The organism is Motiliproteus sp. MSK22-1, from assembly GCF_001968815.1.
Classification (GTDB): Bacteria; Pseudomonadota; Gammaproteobacteria; order Pseudomonadales; family Balneatricaceae; genus Motiliproteus.
Genome location: NZ_MIEQ01000059.1, coordinates 1 through 17,675, shown reverse-complemented (window position 1 = coordinate 17,675; position 17,675 = coordinate 1). Strand labels below are relative to the sequence as shown.

General features: G+C 47.8%; 16 protein-coding genes. 7 read left to right on the top strand and 9 right to left on the bottom strand.

Going from position 1 to position 17,675, the window contains the following annotated elements:
* Positions 1-10 precede the first annotated feature (10 nt).
* Positions 11-502: a DUF1456 family protein gene (locus BGP75_RS17290; RefSeq protein ID WP_076720124.1), complete on the bottom strand. Its 492-nt coding sequence runs from the start codon at positions 500-502 to the stop codon at positions 11-13.
* 193 nt (positions 503-695) lie between these two features.
* On the opposite strand from BGP75_RS17290, the gene BGP75_RS17280 reads away from it, so the two are divergent.
* Positions 696-1,631: a transglycosylase SLT domain-containing protein gene (locus BGP75_RS17280; protein ID WP_083704892.1), complete on the top strand. Its 936-nt coding sequence runs from the start codon at positions 696-698 to the stop codon at positions 1,629-1,631.
* Positions 1,632-1,704: 73 nt separating this feature from the next.
* Here BGP75_RS17280 and BGP75_RS17275 read toward each other — a convergent pair whose 3' ends face one another.
* Both BGP75_RS17275 and BGP75_RS17265 read right to left on the bottom strand, forming a co-directional pair.
* Complete coding sequence (locus BGP75_RS17275; RefSeq protein ID WP_076720121.1) at positions 1,705-3,384, bottom strand: PAS domain-containing sensor histidine kinase; 1,680 nt, start codon at positions 3,382-3,384, stop codon at positions 1,705-1,707.
* 473 nt (positions 3,385-3,857) lie between these two features.
* Positions 3,858-4,226: a hypothetical protein gene (locus BGP75_RS17265; RefSeq protein WP_076720119.1), complete on the bottom strand. Its 369-nt coding sequence runs from the start codon at positions 4,224-4,226 to the stop codon at positions 3,858-3,860.
* Positions 4,227-4,582: 356 nt separating this feature from the next.
* On the opposite strand from BGP75_RS17265, the gene BGP75_RS17260 reads away from it, so the two are divergent.
* Positions 4,583-4,882 (top strand): DUF6506 family protein, encoded by a 300-nt coding sequence (locus BGP75_RS17260; protein WP_076720118.1) that lies wholly within the window; start codon positions 4,583-4,585, stop codon positions 4,880-4,882.
* Positions 4,883-4,918: 36 nt separating this feature from the next.
* On the top strand, positions 4,919-5,614 hold the full coding sequence (locus BGP75_RS17255) for a response regulator transcription factor (protein WP_076720117.1): 696 nt from the start codon (positions 4,919-4,921) through the stop codon (positions 5,612-5,614).
* Positions 5,615-5,685: 71 nt separating this feature from the next.
* Here BGP75_RS17255 and BGP75_RS17250 read toward each other — a convergent pair whose 3' ends face one another.
* On the bottom strand, positions 5,686-6,186 hold the full coding sequence (locus BGP75_RS17250) for an Lrp/AsnC family transcriptional regulator (RefSeq protein WP_076720116.1): 501 nt from the start codon (positions 6,184-6,186) through the stop codon (positions 5,686-5,688).
* Between the two features lie 261 nt (positions 6,187-6,447).
* Here BGP75_RS17250 and putA point away from each other — a divergent pair, with 261 nt between their 5' ends.
* Complete coding sequence (gene putA, locus BGP75_RS17245) at positions 6,448-10,149, top strand: bifunctional proline dehydrogenase/L-glutamate gamma-semialdehyde dehydrogenase PutA (protein ID WP_233152963.1); 3,702 nt, start codon at positions 6,448-6,450, stop codon at positions 10,147-10,149.
* 129 nt (positions 10,150-10,278) lie between these two features.
* Here the strand turns inward: putA and BGP75_RS17240 are convergent, their stop codons facing one another.
* Positions 10,279-11,031 (bottom strand): hypothetical protein, encoded by a 753-nt coding sequence (locus BGP75_RS17240; RefSeq protein ID WP_076720115.1) that lies wholly within the window; start codon positions 11,029-11,031, stop codon positions 10,279-10,281.
* A gap of 293 nt (positions 11,032-11,324) precedes the next feature.
* On the opposite strand from BGP75_RS17240, the gene BGP75_RS17235 reads away from it, so the two are divergent.
* Entirely contained in the window at positions 11,325-11,510 is a 186-nt protein-coding gene (locus tag BGP75_RS17235; RefSeq protein ID WP_076720114.1) for a hypothetical protein, read from the top strand.
* A gap of 257 nt (positions 11,511-11,767) precedes the next feature.
* Here the strand turns inward: BGP75_RS17235 and BGP75_RS17230 are convergent, their stop codons facing one another.
* Positions 11,768-12,481 carry a hypothetical protein gene (locus BGP75_RS17230; RefSeq protein ID WP_076720113.1) on the bottom strand — a complete coding sequence of 238 codons (714 nt, stop codon included), beginning with the start codon at positions 12,479-12,481 and terminating at the stop codon, positions 11,768-11,770.
* A 461-nt stretch (positions 12,482-12,942) separates the two neighbouring features.
* Between BGP75_RS17230 and BGP75_RS17225 the strand changes: the two genes are divergently transcribed.
* Positions 12,943-13,821 carry a LysR family transcriptional regulator gene (locus BGP75_RS17225; RefSeq protein ID WP_076720137.1) on the top strand — a complete coding sequence of 293 codons (879 nt, stop codon included), beginning with the start codon at positions 12,943-12,945 and terminating at the stop codon, positions 13,819-13,821.
* Here the strand turns inward: BGP75_RS17225 and BGP75_RS17220 are convergent.
* Both BGP75_RS17220 and BGP75_RS17215 read right to left on the bottom strand, forming a co-directional pair.
* Positions 13,811-14,317 (bottom strand): hypothetical protein, encoded by a 507-nt coding sequence (locus tag BGP75_RS17220; RefSeq protein WP_076720112.1) that lies wholly within the window; start codon positions 14,315-14,317, stop codon positions 13,811-13,813. The genes BGP75_RS17225 and BGP75_RS17220 overlap by 11 nt on opposite strands.
* Before the next feature lie 368 nt (positions 14,318-14,685).
* Positions 14,686-15,594, bottom strand: coding sequence for a LysR family transcriptional regulator (locus tag BGP75_RS17215; RefSeq protein ID WP_076720111.1), 909 nt, complete (start codon positions 15,592-15,594; stop codon positions 14,686-14,688).
* A 278-nt stretch (positions 15,595-15,872) separates the two neighbouring features.
* On the opposite strand from BGP75_RS17215, the gene BGP75_RS17210 reads away from it, so the two are divergent.
* A complete protein-coding gene (locus tag BGP75_RS17210; RefSeq protein WP_076720110.1) occupies positions 15,873-16,883 on the top strand; it encodes a D-cysteine desulfhydrase in 1,011 nt (336 codons plus the stop codon).
* Between the two features lie 93 nt (positions 16,884-16,976).
* Here the strand turns inward: BGP75_RS17210 and BGP75_RS17205 are convergent, their stop codons facing one another.
* On the bottom strand, positions 16,977-17,510 hold the full coding sequence (locus tag BGP75_RS17205; protein WP_255395945.1) for a serine hydrolase: 534 nt from the start codon (positions 17,508-17,510) through the stop codon (positions 16,977-16,979).
* Between the last annotated feature and the right edge of the window lie 165 nt (positions 17,511-17,675).

Sequence of the window (17,675 nt, the reverse complement as noted above, 5' to 3'; positions counted from 1 at the left end):
AGGGCTGGCTTTATTTCCATTTGAACTCTGATTCTTGCTGAGTTTCACCGCGATGTTTCTGCTGCAGGCCGGTTAAGAAATTACGCAGTACCTGATCTTTACATTCACGATAGTGTTTATGATCAACCTTTCGGAAGAAGGCGCTTAATTCATGCTTGCTGATACGCAGGTTTGCAAGCGCTAAAATCTCCAGGACGTCTTCTGCTTTTAGGTCCAGTGCGATTTTTAGCTTTCTGAAGATTATGTTGTTCGTCATGCGTTGTTCTGGTTTCGGTTGAGGATCTTCTTTTTTGCCCCGATTAAGGTTAATAAAACCATTGAGAAATATAGCCAGGTGGGTATCGCTGCAGTTCTGATGTGCAGGGTTATCATCTCTTTTCAGCCAGTTACTGAGGACTTCCCTGGTAACCTGATAATCAGCTGAGGAAAATATAGTCATCATTTTTGAATCGTCAAAATCAAAGGTATAGCGTATACGGCGTAGTACATCGTTATTGGTCACAGATAAATCCTGAATTAGTTTGGGAACCGATGAGCAAGTCCCTTGAGTCTCTGGCGTTTTCGGTTATACCGATTAAGGCTACTGTAGCAGATTTAGCAGCAAGTTTGCGGGTGAGAGTTTTGACCTGGGGGCTGATCGGCAGATCCGTTTTTTGCATATATGATTTTATCTGATCCAATTTGCTGCTGCCGTTATGTTCTCGCTTAACCAATCAGCTACACTTAAGCTGTTTCTTGCTGTTAAATTCCCTTCAACAGATAGTCGTTGTGTCATGCAGTATCTTTATCCCGTTAAGCGAAAAAATGTGCATAGAGTTATATCACTGTGGGTTATCCTTTGTTGCTATGCTGTGCCGGTAAAAGCGGATAATGCTGAAAATCTAGAACAGCTTTTGCTTTCAGAAGATTCCAGGTCGTTGACAGAAGCGGGTCTGGATTTCCAGCATGGAAGGGGAGTCGAGCAGGATCTGGAGCGGGCGATTCAGTGTTTATGCGTTGCTGCAAATCTGGGTTACGCACCAGCTCAATATGAGCTGGGATGGCTCTATCTGAATCGTCGTCATGGCCGTGATGACCAGGGACAGGGGGCTGTTTGGTTGAAAAAAGCAGCAGATCAGGGCGATGATCATGCCCAGCGGCTGCTGAGTCTTATGGGAACTGAAACTGATCAGGATGCACGTTGTCCCTTGCCAGACGGTCGTGATTATTTGCTGCCTCTGAAAACCAAGCCAAACCCAACTGTTGCAGAGATCGTTAGCTGGGTCGAACGGCTGGCACCTGAGTACGGATTGTCCCCGCAGCTAGTGTTAGAGGTGATTCGCGCTGAGTCTAATTTTAACGTTAAAGCACTATCCAATAAGGAGGCTATGGGGCTGATGCAGCTTATTCCTCGTACGGCCAAGCGCTTTGGTGTCAAAGATGTTTGGGATCCATTACAGAATATTCATGGGGGAATGGCCTATTTACGTTGGTTGCTGACGCATTTTGATGGAGACATAAAACTGGCATTAGCGGGCTACAACGCTGGAGAAAAAGCCGTGCAAGCCTATCAGGGGATACCTCCTTACGGAGAAACACAGCGTTATGTCCGACTGATTATTCGCAAACTCGATAAATCTGAAAATCAGTGAGCATCACTGCAATTTTGACTAAGAGTGGAAAAAGCAGGCTTGAGAGCAAGGTGTTTTCCCCACAGCAAGCATGCTAATCCGATATATTTTCAGGTGCTTCGTTGGGTAGCGTCAGAGTCACAGTCACGCCTTTTCCCAGTTCGCTGGAAAGGTCGATCTTTCCACCAAGAATAACCGTCACCAGATTAAAAGCCCGGTAAAGTCCGAGTCCGGACTCCCCCTGGCCGAATTGTGTCGAGAAAAAGGGGTCGAAGGCATGAGCGATGGTCTCTGCATCCATTCCGCGGCCGTCATCTTTGTACTCAAATTTGACCTGATCTGTTTCTTGCTGTGCTTTAATGGATATATTACCGGCAGATCCCACGCCATGAATCAGAGAGTTCTCTAGTAAAATGCTGATAATCTGAGCGAATGCTTCCGGATAGCCTGTTAGCCGGGTATGGGATTCGATTTGACTGCTTACCACAACATTTCGTGAGTCAATCTGCTTACCAAATAGCCCTAGTACTTCCGTAATTATTTCTTCAGGGGAGTAGGTACAGTATCTATCCTGTCGGCGGTCATTCGCCAGCTCTCGAAAACGTCTGATCAGGCTTCCGCAACGGTTGAGACTGTCATTCAGCAAGTCAATGATCTGATGACATTCGCTTCGAAAAGTCTCAAGGTGAGATCGACTGAGGGTATTGTCGTTACACGACTGATCAAGAGCCTGTAATTTCAGTTGCAGGCTTGTTGAACCCATCAGGGCGTTACCGATGGGAGTGTTAAGTTCATGGGCGACGCCAGCCACGAGTCTGCCAAGTGCCGCCAGTTTTTTTGCCTGTACCAGTTGGTGCAGGGTACTTTGAAGTTCTGCATGAGCTTCTTGCAGACTCTGCCAGTGCTCTCGTTCAGCGCTCTCTGCCTCTTTTTTTGCGGTAATATCCTGTAAGGTTTCTATGGCGCCAATAGTATTTCCCTGTCCATCCAATAAAGGGGCTGCGGTAAAGTAGAGCCAGCGTCCGCCATTTATCATATGAGGGAAAAAGCTTTCAGCTTCGTAGGCTCCTGGAATCAGTGACGAAGGACTGTATTTATCCTCATAGTAATAATCGAGAGTCTCCTGGGTGGCCTTATCAATAACCAGATCAGCCAAGGTTGGACGGGAAGCACCGTAGAATCCTTTCCAGGCCGCACTGTGGCCCAGCACCTCTGAAGCATTAACCCCTGTAATATTCTCGCAAGCGAGGTTCCAGTGAGTTATTTGGTGGGCACAATTAATGACAAAAATAGGGACTGCGCTACCTGCGATTATTTGTGCAAGCTTTTGTTCACTGTCACGAACCGCCTGTTCGGCCTTATGCAGATTGGTAATGTTGCGACCAACTCCGCGGTAACCACAAAACTCCCCTTCAGCATCAAAAACAGGTCGACCGCTGATAGAAAAACGTTGCACCTCACCCTGAGCGCTGAGTATATCGTACTCAAATTCGTGGAAGGCTTTATGTGCCATGCAGCAACGAATGTGGGCGGCCAGCTCTTCTGGTGAAACACCACTGATCGACATATCCCAGCGACGCCGGCCGATAAAATCACTCTGTTTTCTGCGCAACATCTCCGGTGACATCCCGGAGAACCCCGTGAAACAAAGGTTTGCGTCTTGCTCCCAATACCAGTCTGAGGACAGCTCTGAAAAATCCTTCAGTCGAGCGACTTCCTCTTGCAATGCTTGGATCTGTTGTTGGTGAGAAGCGTTGGCCGGCGGTTTATTCATTCAACTGGGTCCTTGAAGAGTACGGTCTTATTATAGAATATACCTCCAATTATAAGGTCCATTTGTGGGGTTCATTTTGGTCTGCCATAACGGGCTACTGTGCGGCTTATCAACTGTTACCTGATCACCGATCATTGGTAAGACCTGGGTTCCGTTTGCAGCCTCTGCCAGTTCACTGATTCGATGAAGAGGCTCGTGCCAGGGATGAAGCGCCAGATCGAAAGTGCTGTTGTGCATCGGCATAAAATACTGATGTTGATAAGATGAAGCAAATGGCTGAAGGCGCAGTGGGCATGTTTCTGAGCGATTATGCCCATACTGCGGTGATGATCAGAACCAAGATACCAGACTGATCAGTCTGTCCTAATTCCCACCGGCTCAGGCGCTATTGACTCAGGGAACCTGCAAACAAGTTCCTCGCTGAGAACATAATGGACTTATTCGAAGGTTTCTTAGGCTGTTTTAGCGCCTCGTTAAAGTGTCTTTTTGAGGGAGGGCTTACCGAGTGAAAGCAGGGTGGAGCGCAGCTGAAGCATTTCTTTTTCCAAGGAGTGATAACGTTCCCAAGAAATGTCCTGCCAGCGGTTTTTATCAGCTAAACGTGCAGCTCTTCGCTTTATTGCTGCCATTTCTTCGTAAAGGAAACCCATTCGCTGGTAATTCTTGCGTGTCTCCCCCTGACTGGACCGCGCCTTTCCAAAGGCCTGGTTGGACTTTTCCATATAACGATTGGCTGTCTGTCTAAAATCATCGCCGGGTTGCTCTCCTTTTAACCCCTCTGCAGCGCTGATCAACGAGAGAGTTAGCGATAAAGAGAATAGTAGTGTTTGTAGCAGCTTCATGGGATGCTCCTCCTTTAGTGAACCTCTGTATTAAGTCCTTTGTGTTCTCTGCGGGTTCTTAGGGCAATATGCTAAAGCAGTACTCCGAGAGCAATATTGCTGAATCCTGCTGCATCAACCGTATTGTAAAAATAAGGTCTTGGGACTTTAGCACCCATTACGGAAATTAGTCGGTCAATTTATTGATCCGTGTCAGTGACTTTGTCTTTTTTTGCACTCTCAATTGGTCCCAAAAATCTGCTGCTCTTGGTTCTAATTCCATTTCACTGCAAAGGATCTAATAGTCAGGGAACCTGCGAACAGGTCCGTCGGGCCTCAGGCCTTTATATTGGCACCAGAATCAAGGGGTGAATCAGATGGCATTGCAGCGGTACGGCTTTATTGTCAAGTCAGCAGATCTGGATATGTTTAAACATCAGGGGCAGATAGCCAGTGAGCATTTCAACATGTCTGTCTCCGGTGTTCGTGATGTTTCCGAGGCTATCTTAGTGGCCCAGGAAATGTTGACGCGACGGGTGCAGCTCATCGAACTCTGCGGAGGTTTTAGCACAGAGGAGGCCCAGCAGATACGCGATGGGATCAATGATCATATTCCTGTAGGGGTTGTGCAATATAGCCCTGAAGAGCGTGAGCGTCTTGCTAGTGAATTGGCTTGATACCGTTCCAGTGGGCTCTGATGAAGAGGCTTGATCATGTCGATTCGAGTTGTACTTGCAGATAGTTCACCGCTCTATCGTCGTGGTATTGCGATGGTTCTGGAACGTTTCTCTGAAAAGGTTGAATTGGTTGAAGCTGATAGTTATGAGGCGTTAATGGTGGCTGTTGCTCAACAGACAGCTATTGGTTTAACGGATAAACAAACAGTTGACTCAGTTTCTTTGCTTGTGATCGATGATCTGTTAGGTGGGCTTAGCTCATTGAAGCAAGTCGGTGAGGTGATTGCTCGATCAGGCTCACCCGTGCTGATGACCGTGAGTCTGGCTACGGACAAATTTGTTAGAGATGCGTTTAAGGCCGGGTGTCAGGGAGTGGTCCGAAAGTCAGTTTCCGCTGATGTTATGGAACGCGCTCTAAGGGTTTTGTTAGAAGGAGGAAGCTGGCATCCGGCCAGAGAAACTCAACAATGGCTGCTGGACGAAGAAAGTCGGGCCGGACTGATTGAAGCGATACCGCAATTGTCACGGCAAGAGCGAGTGGTTTTGGAATTGGTGAGGCAGGGGGCGATGAACAAGACGATTGCTTCTTCAATGCAAATTTCTGAGAACACCGTTAAATCTCATGTATCACGGATTTTCAGAAAACTCAGAGTAGAGAATCGTACTAAACTGGTGCTGGCAGTCCAATCCATGCAGCTTCTCGAATCTGCGGCGCTCTGCCGGTCCTTATAAATCGGTACTTATTAATGCCATGACTGGCAGTTTTGATCAGGTTTCCAAGTACCGTTCGATCGGCAGTGTTGCTACATTAACTGAGATTCAACATCCTTGACGTTTTCCATAACCACAAAAGTACTGGTCTGCTGCACAAAGGGCAGGGAAGATATCTTCTCTCCCAGCACCATACGGTAATTTTCCATATTGGATGTCCGTACCTTAAGCAGGTAATCGAACCCTGCTGCGGTCATATGACATTGCTCGACCTCAGGAATCTGTCTGACCGCTTCATTGAATGCCTTCAGTGCTTTGGAACTGGTGCTGCTCATTGTTACCTGCACAAAAGCAATATGGTTGGATCCCAGTTTGGTTTGGTTTACCAGCGCTACGTAACCAAGGATATAGCCCTGTTCCTCAAGACGACGCATTCGCACCTGACAGGGGGTTTTTGACAACCCGACTCTGGAAGCTAATTCTGTCACCGTGATTCTGCCGTTTTTTTGCAGTTCTCGAATGATCGAATGGTCAATGCGGTCAAGTGTTTCCGTAGGTTCAGCCTGCCCTACTGTTTTTTTTAGATAACCCATTTTACGCCCATTATAAGGTTTTATAGTTTAAAGGACTGTGAATCTGAAAAAATTATAGCATTAAGTCTTCTCTGTATTCAAAATATAGAGAAATGGGAATATATAAGTCGATTAATTAGAGAAATAGACGTGTCAGGGCTGGTTATACTGTTAACAGTGCAATTTAAACGAATTCACTTTAACAGATCAGTCAGAACCCATCATTTGAGAAGCGTGGCTGATAATAAGTGTAGAACAGAGTGATCTGAACAGGAGACAGCTATGACCTTGGTTAACAACAGTCCGGTAAGTGAGAGCCACCAGCCCATGGGTCAGTTACGACAGACTATCCGTGAATATTATCTGGCGGATGAGTCCAAGGTTGTGCGAGAGCTGATCAGCAATGCAAAGCTGTCTCAGGAAGATCGTGACACCATCTCCGCTAATGCGGCTGAGTTGGTCCGACAGGTACGTAACGACTCAAAGCCGACGATGATGGAAAAATTTCTCGGTGAATACGGTCTCTCCACTCATGAAGGTGTGGCTCTGATGTGCCTGGCAGAAGCGTTGCTCCGCGTGCCTGATGCTACAACCATTGATGCCCTGATCGAAGATAAAGTGGTTTCCGGGAACTGGGGACCTCATCGTGGGCAGTCAAACTCTTCTTTAGTGAATACCTCAACCTGGGCGTTGTTAATTACCGGTAAGCTGATCGCCCCTGTTGATAAAAAGGGACTGGCAGAGTCATTACGGGGAATTGTTAAGCGTCTGGGCGAACCTGTTGTTCGTTCTGCTGTTGCGCAGGCGATGAAGGAACTGGGGCGTCAGTTTGTACTGGGAAGGACGATAAGCGAAGCAACAAAGCGGGGCCGTAAATACGAATCAAGGGGTTATACCTACTCCTACGACATGCTGGGTGAGGCTGCCCGGACCAATAAAGATGCGTTGAATTACCACAGTGCCTATTCTTCTGCGATCAGTGAATTGTCCGCCAGCTGCAACGATGTGGACATTCGAAACAACCCGGGTATCTCGGTAAAGTTATCTGCTTTACATGCACGTTATGAGTTCGGGCAACGTGACCGGGTGATGGATGAGTTGGTTCCCCGTACTCTGGAGCTGGCTAAACAAGCGAAAGCCGCGAACATGGGATTCAATATCGATGCAGAGGAAGCAGACCGTCTGGATATTTCTCTGGATGTGATAGAAGCGGTGCTATCAGATCCCTGTTTGGAGAACTGGGATGGCTTTGGGGTAGTGGTGCAAGCCTTTGGTCCTCGCGCGTCTCATGTATTGGATTGGCTTTACGCCCTGGCGCAACGACTTGATCGTCGTATTATGGTGCGCTTGGTGAAAGGCGCCTACTGGGATGCGGAAATCAAGCGTGCTCAGGTGATGGGGTTGGAGGGTTTTCCGGTGTTTACCCGAAAGGTCAATACGGATGTCTCCTATCTGGCCTGTGCGAAAAAGTTACTGGGAATGAACGACCGTATTTATCCTCAGTTCGCGACCCATAACGCTCATTCAGTGGCGGCTATTATGCATCTGGCGGGAGATAACGATAATTTCGAATTCCAGCGCTTGCATGGGATGGGTGAGTCCCTTCACGATGCTGTTGTTTCAGATAAAAAGAGCCGTTGTCGAATTTATGCACCGGTGGGGGCTCATCAGGATCTGTTAGCTTACCTGGTACGTCGCCTGCTTGAGAATGGAGCAAACAGCTCTTTTGTTAACCAGATCGTTGATACCCGCATCAAACCTGAAGATATCGCCCGCGATCCGTTTACCGCCGTGGAAGCTCTGGGAGAACAGATATCCAGTCGAGCGATTACTCTCCCTGGTGATATCTATGGCAGTGATCGCCGGAACTCCAAAGGGTGGGATATTACCGATCCGGTTGAGGTTGCTGGCTTGGAAAAAGAACGTGGCCGATTTAAAGATCGTGTCTGGACGGCAGGCCCAATCATTGCCGGACAGGAAGAAGGGGCCAGAACCGATGACGTATTCAATCCAGCGATTCCCGAAGAAATAGTAGGACGGGTTGTTCAGTCGTCTCCTGGGGATATTGAACTTGCCATTGAGGCCGGGCAACAGGGTTTTATTGAATGGTCGGCACTGGCTGCTGAAGAGCGAGCAAGTCGCATTCGTAAGGTTGCTGATCTGTTTGAGGAACATTCGGCCGAACTCTTTACTCTTGCCACTCGTGAGGCGGGAAAAACCCTGCTTGATGCCGTTGGAGAGGTTAGAGAAGCGGTTGATTTTGCACTTTATTATCCTAACGAAGCGATTCGCAATAAAGATGCCGGTGAGGCTCGGGGGGTGATTGCCTGTATCTCTCCCTGGAATTTTCCGCTGGCGATATTTTCGGGGCAGGTTTTAGCCTCTCTGGCTGCTGGTAACGCAGTCATTGCCAAACCAGCTGGACAAACGGTACTGATTGCCGCACGTGCGGTTGAATTGATGCATCAGGCTGGGATACCCAAGGCTGCCATGCAGTTACTTCCGGGGGATGGCTCAACGGTCGGGGCTGCTCTTACATCCGATGCTCGTATCGCGGGCGTTTGTTTTACCGGCTCTACCGCAACGGCACAGCGTATTAACAAAGTCATGGCAAAAGGTATTGCTCCTGAGGCACCGCTGGTTGCTGAAACCGGCGGCCTTAACGCCATGATTGTTGACTCAACAGCTCTTCCTGAGCAGGTTGTGCGCGATGTTCTGGCATCTTCATTCCAGAGTGCCGGTCAGCGATGTTCTGCACTGCGAATGCTGTATGTTCAGAAGGATATTGCTGAGAATTTGCTTGAGATGTTATTTGGAGCCATGGATGAGCTGCGAGTGGGCAACCCTTGGGAGTTATCCACAGATGTAGGACCGGTTATTGATGAGGCAGCTAAAACGGGTATTGAGGCCCATTGTGATAAGTTTCAGAAAATGGGACGAGTGCTGAAAAGCCTTGCTGTTCCGGAGAAAGGACTTTTTGTGGCTCCGACGGTTATACGACTTAACGGTATTGAAGAGCTGGAACAGGAGATATTTGGACCTGTTTTGCATGTGGCCACCTTTGAAGCCGATGAGATAAATAAGGTGGTGGATACCATCAATGCCCAGGGATATGGCCTTACTTTTGGTTTGCATACACGGGTTGATCGCCGGGTTGAACAGATTATTGAGCGCATTCAAGTGGGCAATATTTATGTAAATCGTAACCAGATTGGTGCCATCGTTGGCTCACAGCCCTTTGGCGGGGAAGGGCTGTCAGGTACTGGACCAAAAGCAGGCGGGCCACAGTATGTCCGTCGGTTTATGAAGTCGGATAACTCTGAAAGTATTGCGCCTAATGCGGAAGAAACAGTGACCAGTGCACAACTACAGGAAGCGATTGATCAACTTAAGAGTGGTCAGTCATCGAACCCCGAGGGTGATTTCACTGTTCGCGCCTGGGCGGAGTCGGAGAACAGAGCTGAACTGCTCCACAAAGCCTTGGAAAACACAGGGGTCATTGTCCCGACTGACTGTGGTCAGAAAATGGAAGTTATGCCTGGGCCTACGGGCGAAACCAATCATCTGTCCACTCAACCGCGTGGCGTGGTGCTTTGTCTCGGACCCACTCAGGTAACCGCTTTGCAACAGGCGGCTGTTGCCTTGTCTCAGGGGAATGGGGTGGTCATTGTGGCACCCAGAATTGATCCAAAGATAGGAAGCATTGTTGCGTTAATGCAGAGTATGGGAATTCCTGCTATCGGCATTAATGGATTGCTGCAAACTGAGGCTCTGATTTCAACTCAGGGTTTTGATGCTGTAACCAGCTCAGCTGATAATCTGACTCTGGCTGGCTATCGTCAAGCCTTAGCTGAGAGGGATGGTGTGTTAATTCCACTTATTACTGAGATAAATACTTCTGAACGTTTTGTTATTGAGCGCCATCTCTGTGTTGATACAACGGCTGCCGGGGGTAACGCCAGTCTAATCGCCGCATCAGAGTAAAGGTAATCGTCCGGACACGGCTGTGTAGCCGTGTCCGGACAAAAAAAAGCAGCATCCGAGGATGCTGCAAGAGGCACAAGCGTAGGACTTGCAGGAAAGTTGAATCTTGACAGACTCTGGCAACAGAGGCTAAGCAGCCTGGGAGCTGCCTCTCAGACCAAAGGCCGTGGTGTCCAGGCTCATACTATCGCCCTGTTCCTTTAATTGTTGAGACAGCACACGCCGAGGCCACCAGTCGCTTTGTGAAAGTATCTGATTAACCGCTGTACGCTCATTGTTGCACGGACTATGAGACTGGGGCAGTTGTGGATAAATCTTGGGCATATTTCTGCCGAGCAGTTGGCGGCAGGCAATATGATAATCGGCGTAATCGCTTATCCGGGTATCGGGGTGCAGCGCTTGCAAGACCTGTAGATGACCGTGACTGAACGGAAAAACCGGTAGTTGCGGGCATAGAAAAAACAGCAATCGACTCGCAGCAGATTCATTATATTGACTACCAAATAATCCGGTTGCCGCTTTTTCAACCAGCTGTGGTGCCAGTTGGTGTCGCTGTTCGTGATTCAGTTCATCCAACTCATCCCATAATGGGGCCAGCTCCTGACGAACGTAGTAATCAACTCTTGATGCCATCTCATCAAATGAAAGGCCTGTTGGTTCCAACGACTCTGTTGCCCATAGAATCCGCAGGAAAGTCTTGTCGATCAGTGTCCGCCCGCCATTCAGCCAGTTATATGCTGCTGCGCGGTCGAGACTTCCGTAAAACAATCCCAACAGGCTGCTTTCAGTGCTACGGGGGTCGTTGCCAGAAGCAAAATCCGGGTGTGGATTACTCCAGCGATTGAGTACCTCATTACTCAGCGCTTTATCAATATCATTCATGGTCGTTCCTCTCAAACGCCAGTCATATCTGCTTACAGAACAAATGCCAACAAAAACTGTGGTCTAGAGGACTATAGGGGGTTGGGCAAAATCACCCTAGGGCCAGCTCCAGATCTGCTTTAGATCCAAGCCAGGCTGTATTTATATTCTTAATGGTTATGATTATATTAAATAATATTCCATTACATGCTAACAAACAGTCGTTATACTGGCCCAATACAAACTCCCCAACTGGCTCTATTTGAATGTAAGGAAGGGTTTCTTCAGCTTATAACTGAGTAAAGAGGTTTATCATGAGCGCACAGCAAAAAATTGAAATCAGCCCAGTAACAGTCCGTCAGAACGCTGCTCGTTTGAGTGCAGTGGTTGAGAACGGGACTGCTGATTGTGCCTCAAAGATGGACAGTGTTTCGAACAAGATGCCTCAAAAGGAGCAGCCTGCTCAGCCCAGCTACGACTTTGTCGGAATTGCTGGTTAGTTTTCCCTTTTTCTTCTGTATTGGAAGGAAGGCCTATCCGATGATAGGCCTTTATTGTTTAGACTGGCCAATAAGACAGGCTCTACTCTGAATCTTCATACCGCTGGGTTAATCTGGTTCTATAAAAAATCTTGTAAACTGGTTTTATAAAAAAGATTGTAAAACAATTGTTTATAGAGCAAGTATTTATAAAACAGCGGCCTGTACAAAACGTCTGCAAAACAAACTGCCTGAATCCAACCCGTTCCTCGCCAAGGTTATGAAAACAGGGATGCGATTGCCACCGCTATCGCTGTTACGACAACTAAAGAAGTACTGGTCACTCTAAACTTTTTAGCCAGGGCTTGTTGCCAGAAGTAGAGTGCCAGGTGTTCTGGGTGCAAGGGATTGGCCAATGCTTTCTTTTTTATCTGTTCAAGTTGGTAATAAAGTGGCCCGTCGATTATTTTTGGTACCTGCCGAACCGCTCGCATGTGGGTTCTTAACAGCCGACGATAGCTGATTTGCTTTTCTTGCTCGGTTTCACCCTCTGAGAAGCGGTAGAGTGGGTGCTGTACCTGTGCTTCTTCCAGGCTGAGAACATCAGCGACTTCTTTAGGACTCATATGCGCCAGGCTGTGCAGAAGGAAGCTTTGCTGGGTAACCAGTGGCAATTCCTGCAGTCGGAAGCAGGCACCATGTTGGTCATCCGGTTCTCCTACAGGCTGCTGATCCAGTTTTGACTTAAGATGGAATAGTTGAAGTATGCGCTGGCGAATACGCCAATCGATAATAGCCCCCTCCAGTAACAAGAAAAACTTGGTTTGTCGGTATGATGGGTCAGTGATCAGCACCTGGCACGAGAACGCTTTAAGGGCTTGTTCTAACAGATGCATGGCGGACTTTGAGTTTCCGGTGGCGACTCTTGCCAGTAAATACCCGTTGTGTACATGCTGATCTGGCAAGCTGACTACACTACTGACTGTATCCATAGTTTGACGGCCTCTCACTGTTGATACGCACTCAATTTGCACGTAATGAGTTGATCTCCTGGCATAAAGGTCTCAACGACTAATTTATGACCTATGGCACAGATGGAAAATTGAACCGACTCCCTGCGGGTGGTGTTTGTTCTATCAATTTTGGTCCTGTCGATTTCAGCCCTATCGATTCCACTGTGTTTTTCATCCCTATCTTAAGCGTAGTTTATTTTTTGCCGGTAGCATCCCTCAGTGTAAATTCCAACGCTAATGGCCGTGTAAAAACCTGCCTTGAGTGTCTCTCAGCGGCTGATTCAGTGTCCAAAATGCGTTAACAGGTTGATGATTCGTAGAAGGTTTATTGAGGTCGCTTGGTGATTTTGCTGCTGGATATGTTAATTCGGGCTACCTTTCTCTCAGTAAAAATAAGTAAAATAAATGCTCCGGCTAAAAAGCATAAGAAAAACCGAATCATGGCTATTACTCTGAGACAACTAAGAATTTTTGAAGCCACTGCCCGCTTAGGGCGGCTGACACAGGCGGCAGATGAGCAGGCGCTGAGTCAATCTGCGGCGAGTCAAGCATTGAAAGAGCTTGAGTCATCCCTCGATTATCGGCTTTTTAATCGCCGTGGCCGGGATCTGTTAATGACTGACTCCGGGCAGGATGTGCTGCCGAGAATCAGGGAGATTCTCGATCTGGTTGATAGCCTTAAAAACCCTGATCGTAATGCCCTGTGTGGACATCTTCGTGTCGTTGCCAGCGTGACGATCGGATGCTATCTGTTACCCAATTTGATGGCTGAATTTATAAAGTGTTATCCCGGCGTTGAACCGGATCTGCAAATTGCCAATACCAGACAGGTCATTGAGCGTCTGGAAAAAGGTCAAGCCCATATAGGTATGATTGAAGGCCCGGCCCTGCATAAACAATTACAAATTACTCCCTGGCGGGAAGATAGTTTGGAGGTGTTCTGTCATCCCGATCATACACTGGCTGGCGCAGGGGTTTTAACCCGAGAACAAATTCCCGATCAGCGCTGGATACTGCGAGAGCAGGGCTCGGGTACCCGCGCCATTTTCAATCAGGCGCTGCAGCGTCTGGGAGTTCAGGCTTCTGTTGCGTTGGCGCTTAATCGGCAGGAGGCAATAAAACAATCTGTTAAGGCGGGACTGGGAATTGGTTGTCTGTCACGGCTTTCAGTCGCTGAAGAAGTCAGAGCGGGTGAGTTGGTCGTATTAGAGACACCGCTGGAATTAAGCAGGCAGCTATCACTGGTCACCTGGCCGGTCGATCAGGGCAGCACTTTGACAATGACTTTTGTTGATTTTTTAGAGCGAACTAGAATCTAAACTCGAAGCCGATGGCCATTTTGTCTTTTTTCAACTGGCCTTTGTAGATCAGGTTGGGGGTGTAGGCGTCTCTATGTTCCCAGCCCAGGCCACTTCCTTTGAATTTGATCGAACCATTGCGGTACCGGATGGCCGTTTTTTCAGAAATGTATTCCCGCAGTAGCTGTGGGTCGTAGCCTAATTCGTCTACGGCCTGGCCGATTCCCAGCACGATGATTTTCTCGCCGGTATGGCGGCTGTTTTGTAGCGCTTTATAGATGATTTTCCCAATGGCTTCCTCGGTTTCTTGTTGTTGATCCTGCTCATTACAGACACTGAGACAAGGCAGATCGACAATTTTTTCATCAGCCAAAGCATCAGAGCTGATGACCAGGTGGGCTGTTAATACCACCGCAATCAAAGATAGATGCTTAAAGACGATAAGAGAGTGAGGAACGCAGTAAACACGCCAGGATGCTGCTGGAATATCGGTCTGATTGGTACTGGAGGTCACCATATATCGCCCCCTTTTTGTAAGCTGATGACTAAGGTCTTGCAAAAAACAGGCCGCAGTATTTAAATCAAAGACTTATCAATACTGTACATTGAGCTTGTAAAGCTTGTTGACAGTTTCAACAGCATGCCTTGGTTTATTATAGGCGATGAACAAAAAGTAGTAAGAGCGGGTCCAGGCTACCGACCGCTTTTATTGAGTTCGGTCACTATCTGTTCAATCTGTGCCCTGTTTAGGTGGGGATGTGAAGCTGTGCAGGTGAATTTTAATCATACAGATACGGCGATCAATCAATATCAGTCCTGTTGACCCGAAAAAGCCAGACCGTTCAGTCTTTATATTGGCTATCAATACAGATCCGGGGCGTTCAACTAGCCATTTTCCAGCAGATAACCCCAGAAGCTGTCGATTTCCTCGGTACGAGTGCTTTTTTGCCGATAGAGCATAATCTTCAGATTTGTTGTCGGTAAATCCGGCAACTGCTTGAGCTCTCCACGCTTTAACTCCTGTTCTATCAAGCTCGCAGGTAGCCATGCCATGCCAATCCCTTGCAGAACCATTGCCTTAATGCTTTCCGTCAGTGCGGTTTCGCAGGCTAACTCAAAGTGTACAGCCCCAGGTACCTTTGGAAAACACTGTTGTTGAACCAGGCGACCAAAAAAAGATCCTGATGGAAAACCAACCAGTTTTAACTGCACGGGTTCATTTGCACCCTCTATCTCTTCAATAGGGCATGAGCTGACCGATGCATTGCAGGCATAAACAGGAATCAATTGTTCATCACCAATTTCCATACTGATAATGTTTTGACGTTCCAGTTCAGGATAAATATCCGGTGAGTAATAACAGAGTAACAGGTCACTTTGCCCGGCTAGAAACAAATCGATGCAATCGTGAAGATTGCTGGCGTTAACGCTAATGCCCGGATGACCTAAAGCGGACTTGATCCGATGGTACCATTTTGGAAAAAAGGAGACGCTTAAGGAGTGCTGGGTAGATAATATCAGCATTTGTTCATGGGCCGAGCTTTCCTGCATCTGTGCTCGTAATCCGTAGACCTTGTTAAGCGCTTCGCGCATGGGCTCCACAAATTCTTCGCCGGTCTTTGTCAATTTGGTCGGGAATGCGTTCCGATCAACCAAACTGACACCAAGCCAGTTTTCCAGTGAGCGGATACGACGGCTGAAAGCAGGCTGGGTTACAAACCTTTTTTCGGCAGCCTTGGTAAAACTGCCCTGTTCAACCAGAGCAAGAAAGTCTTCGATCCATTTAATATCCATCAGTTGCTGGCCTTAATCTCCAATCGCGCTCAAAAAAGAGGCCTCAAAGGGCTGGTTAATCGGCTGCTTAGCTTAACAGTCCGTTAGGATTATTAAACGTAATAACTGCTCATGCCGAAAAGTAACCGATAGCGGACTAAACAGCATTGGTCATAAGGGAGTGGGTGGCTTTACCATAATGTCCTGTCTTCACAGAACTTGATTCCCAGGAATTACATTACAAGCGATCACACTACTACTGACCAAATCACGATCAAACTACGATAAGGATCACCCTCATGCATTTGTCCCGCTACCCTCGGCTACATTTCGCCCACCTTCCGACTCCTCTGGAGCCAATGAAAAACCTGAGCAAAATTTTGGGCGGCCCTAACCTGTGGATCAAGCGAGACGATTGCACCGGTTTGGCTGGCGGTGGCAACAAAACCCGAAAGCTTGAATTCCTGATGGGGGATGCGGTTGAGCAAGGGGCGGATACCATCATTACCCAGGGCGCGACTCAGTCAAACCATGCCCGTCAAACAGCGGCTATTGCGGCGAAACTGGGAAAAGAGTGCCACATTCTACTGGAAGATCGTACCGGTAGCACCGAGGTTGATTACAATTACAACGGTAATGTTTTATTGGACCAGCTTTACAATGCGTCTCTGAGCAAATTTCCTGCTAATACGGATATGAATCAGGCGATGGAAGAGTTAGCTGCACAGCTGCGCACTGACGGTAAAAAGCCCTACATTGTGCCTGGAGGCGGGTCCAATCCTGTCGGGGCACTGGGGTACGTCAATGCTGCCATTGAACTGCTTTATCAAGCTAACAGTATCGGGCTTAAGATTGATCATCTGGTTCATGCCACAGGAAGTGCCGGAACTCAGGCTGGATTAGTAACCGGACTGGTTGCTTCCAACAGTCAGATTCCCGTTCTTGGAGTGGGGGTGCGCGCAGCTAAAGAGGCTCAGGAAGCTAATGTCTTTCGCTTGGCAGAGCATACCGCAGAGTACATGGGGATATCGGGTGTTGTTAAGCCTGAACATGTTGTTGCCAATACCGATTATGTTGGTGAAGGTTATGGTATTCCGACAGAAAGTGGCATTGAGGCGATCAAGCTCTTTGCACAGCATGAGTCTATTCTTCTGGACCCTGTCTATTCGGCAAAAGGAGCCGCTGGTTTTATTGACCTGATTCGCAAAGGCCACTTTAACAAAGATGACAATATAGTCTTTTTGCACACGGGGGGCAGCCAGGCGCTGTTTGGATATCGTAGCGCTTTCGATTTCCCTGCCTATGATTAAAGAGTCTTCTAGAGAATTCTAACTTCCGGATATTAGCCTCGTTCTTGCGGGGCTTTTTTTAGTGCAGTTGATGATTTACATAGCTGCAAAATATCACAACTTACTGGCGTAGTAAGGCAGGATACTCCCGGTAAACAATGCTTTGTTTTCTATGTGAGGTTGCCTGGAGTTCGATGTAATGGTGACCAGAAGATCTAAGGTCGGCACAACAAATAGATATTGCCCGCCCAGCCCCGCAGCATAGTGAAAATTAAAGCCGTTCATGGAGCTGACCCACCAGTGGTAGCCATAGTTGTCTCTTTCAGGAAAACCTCCGGTTGAATGGATGCTAGTTGCTTCACGAATATAGCTTTCGGGCAGCAATACCGTCCCCTTATGGTTACCTTTATCTAAGTACAGCTGACCGATCCTGGTGATACTTTCTGGGGCAAGGTCCAGACCAAACCCACCGTGATAATGTCCCTGCTTATCAAAACTCCATTTAACCTTTGAGATCCCAAGCGGGTGAAATAGGTGAGTTTTTGCATAATCTAAAACGTTAAGCCCAGTTAACTTATACAACAGCGCAGAAAGCAGATGGGAGCCTGCAGAGCTGTACCGAAACCTCGTTCCCGGTTGGCTGGTGATGGGGCGTTCTATTAACCCGGTGGGCTAATACGTTTACGATGCGTAGCGGATAGCCGGATGCTCGAAGTACTTCGCCACTCTCTTTGGCTTTTTCTGCAACATCCGCATATGGCCCAGCACTTTACCTGCCAAGTCCGATTGATTTCTTGCTGGTGATGCACTGCG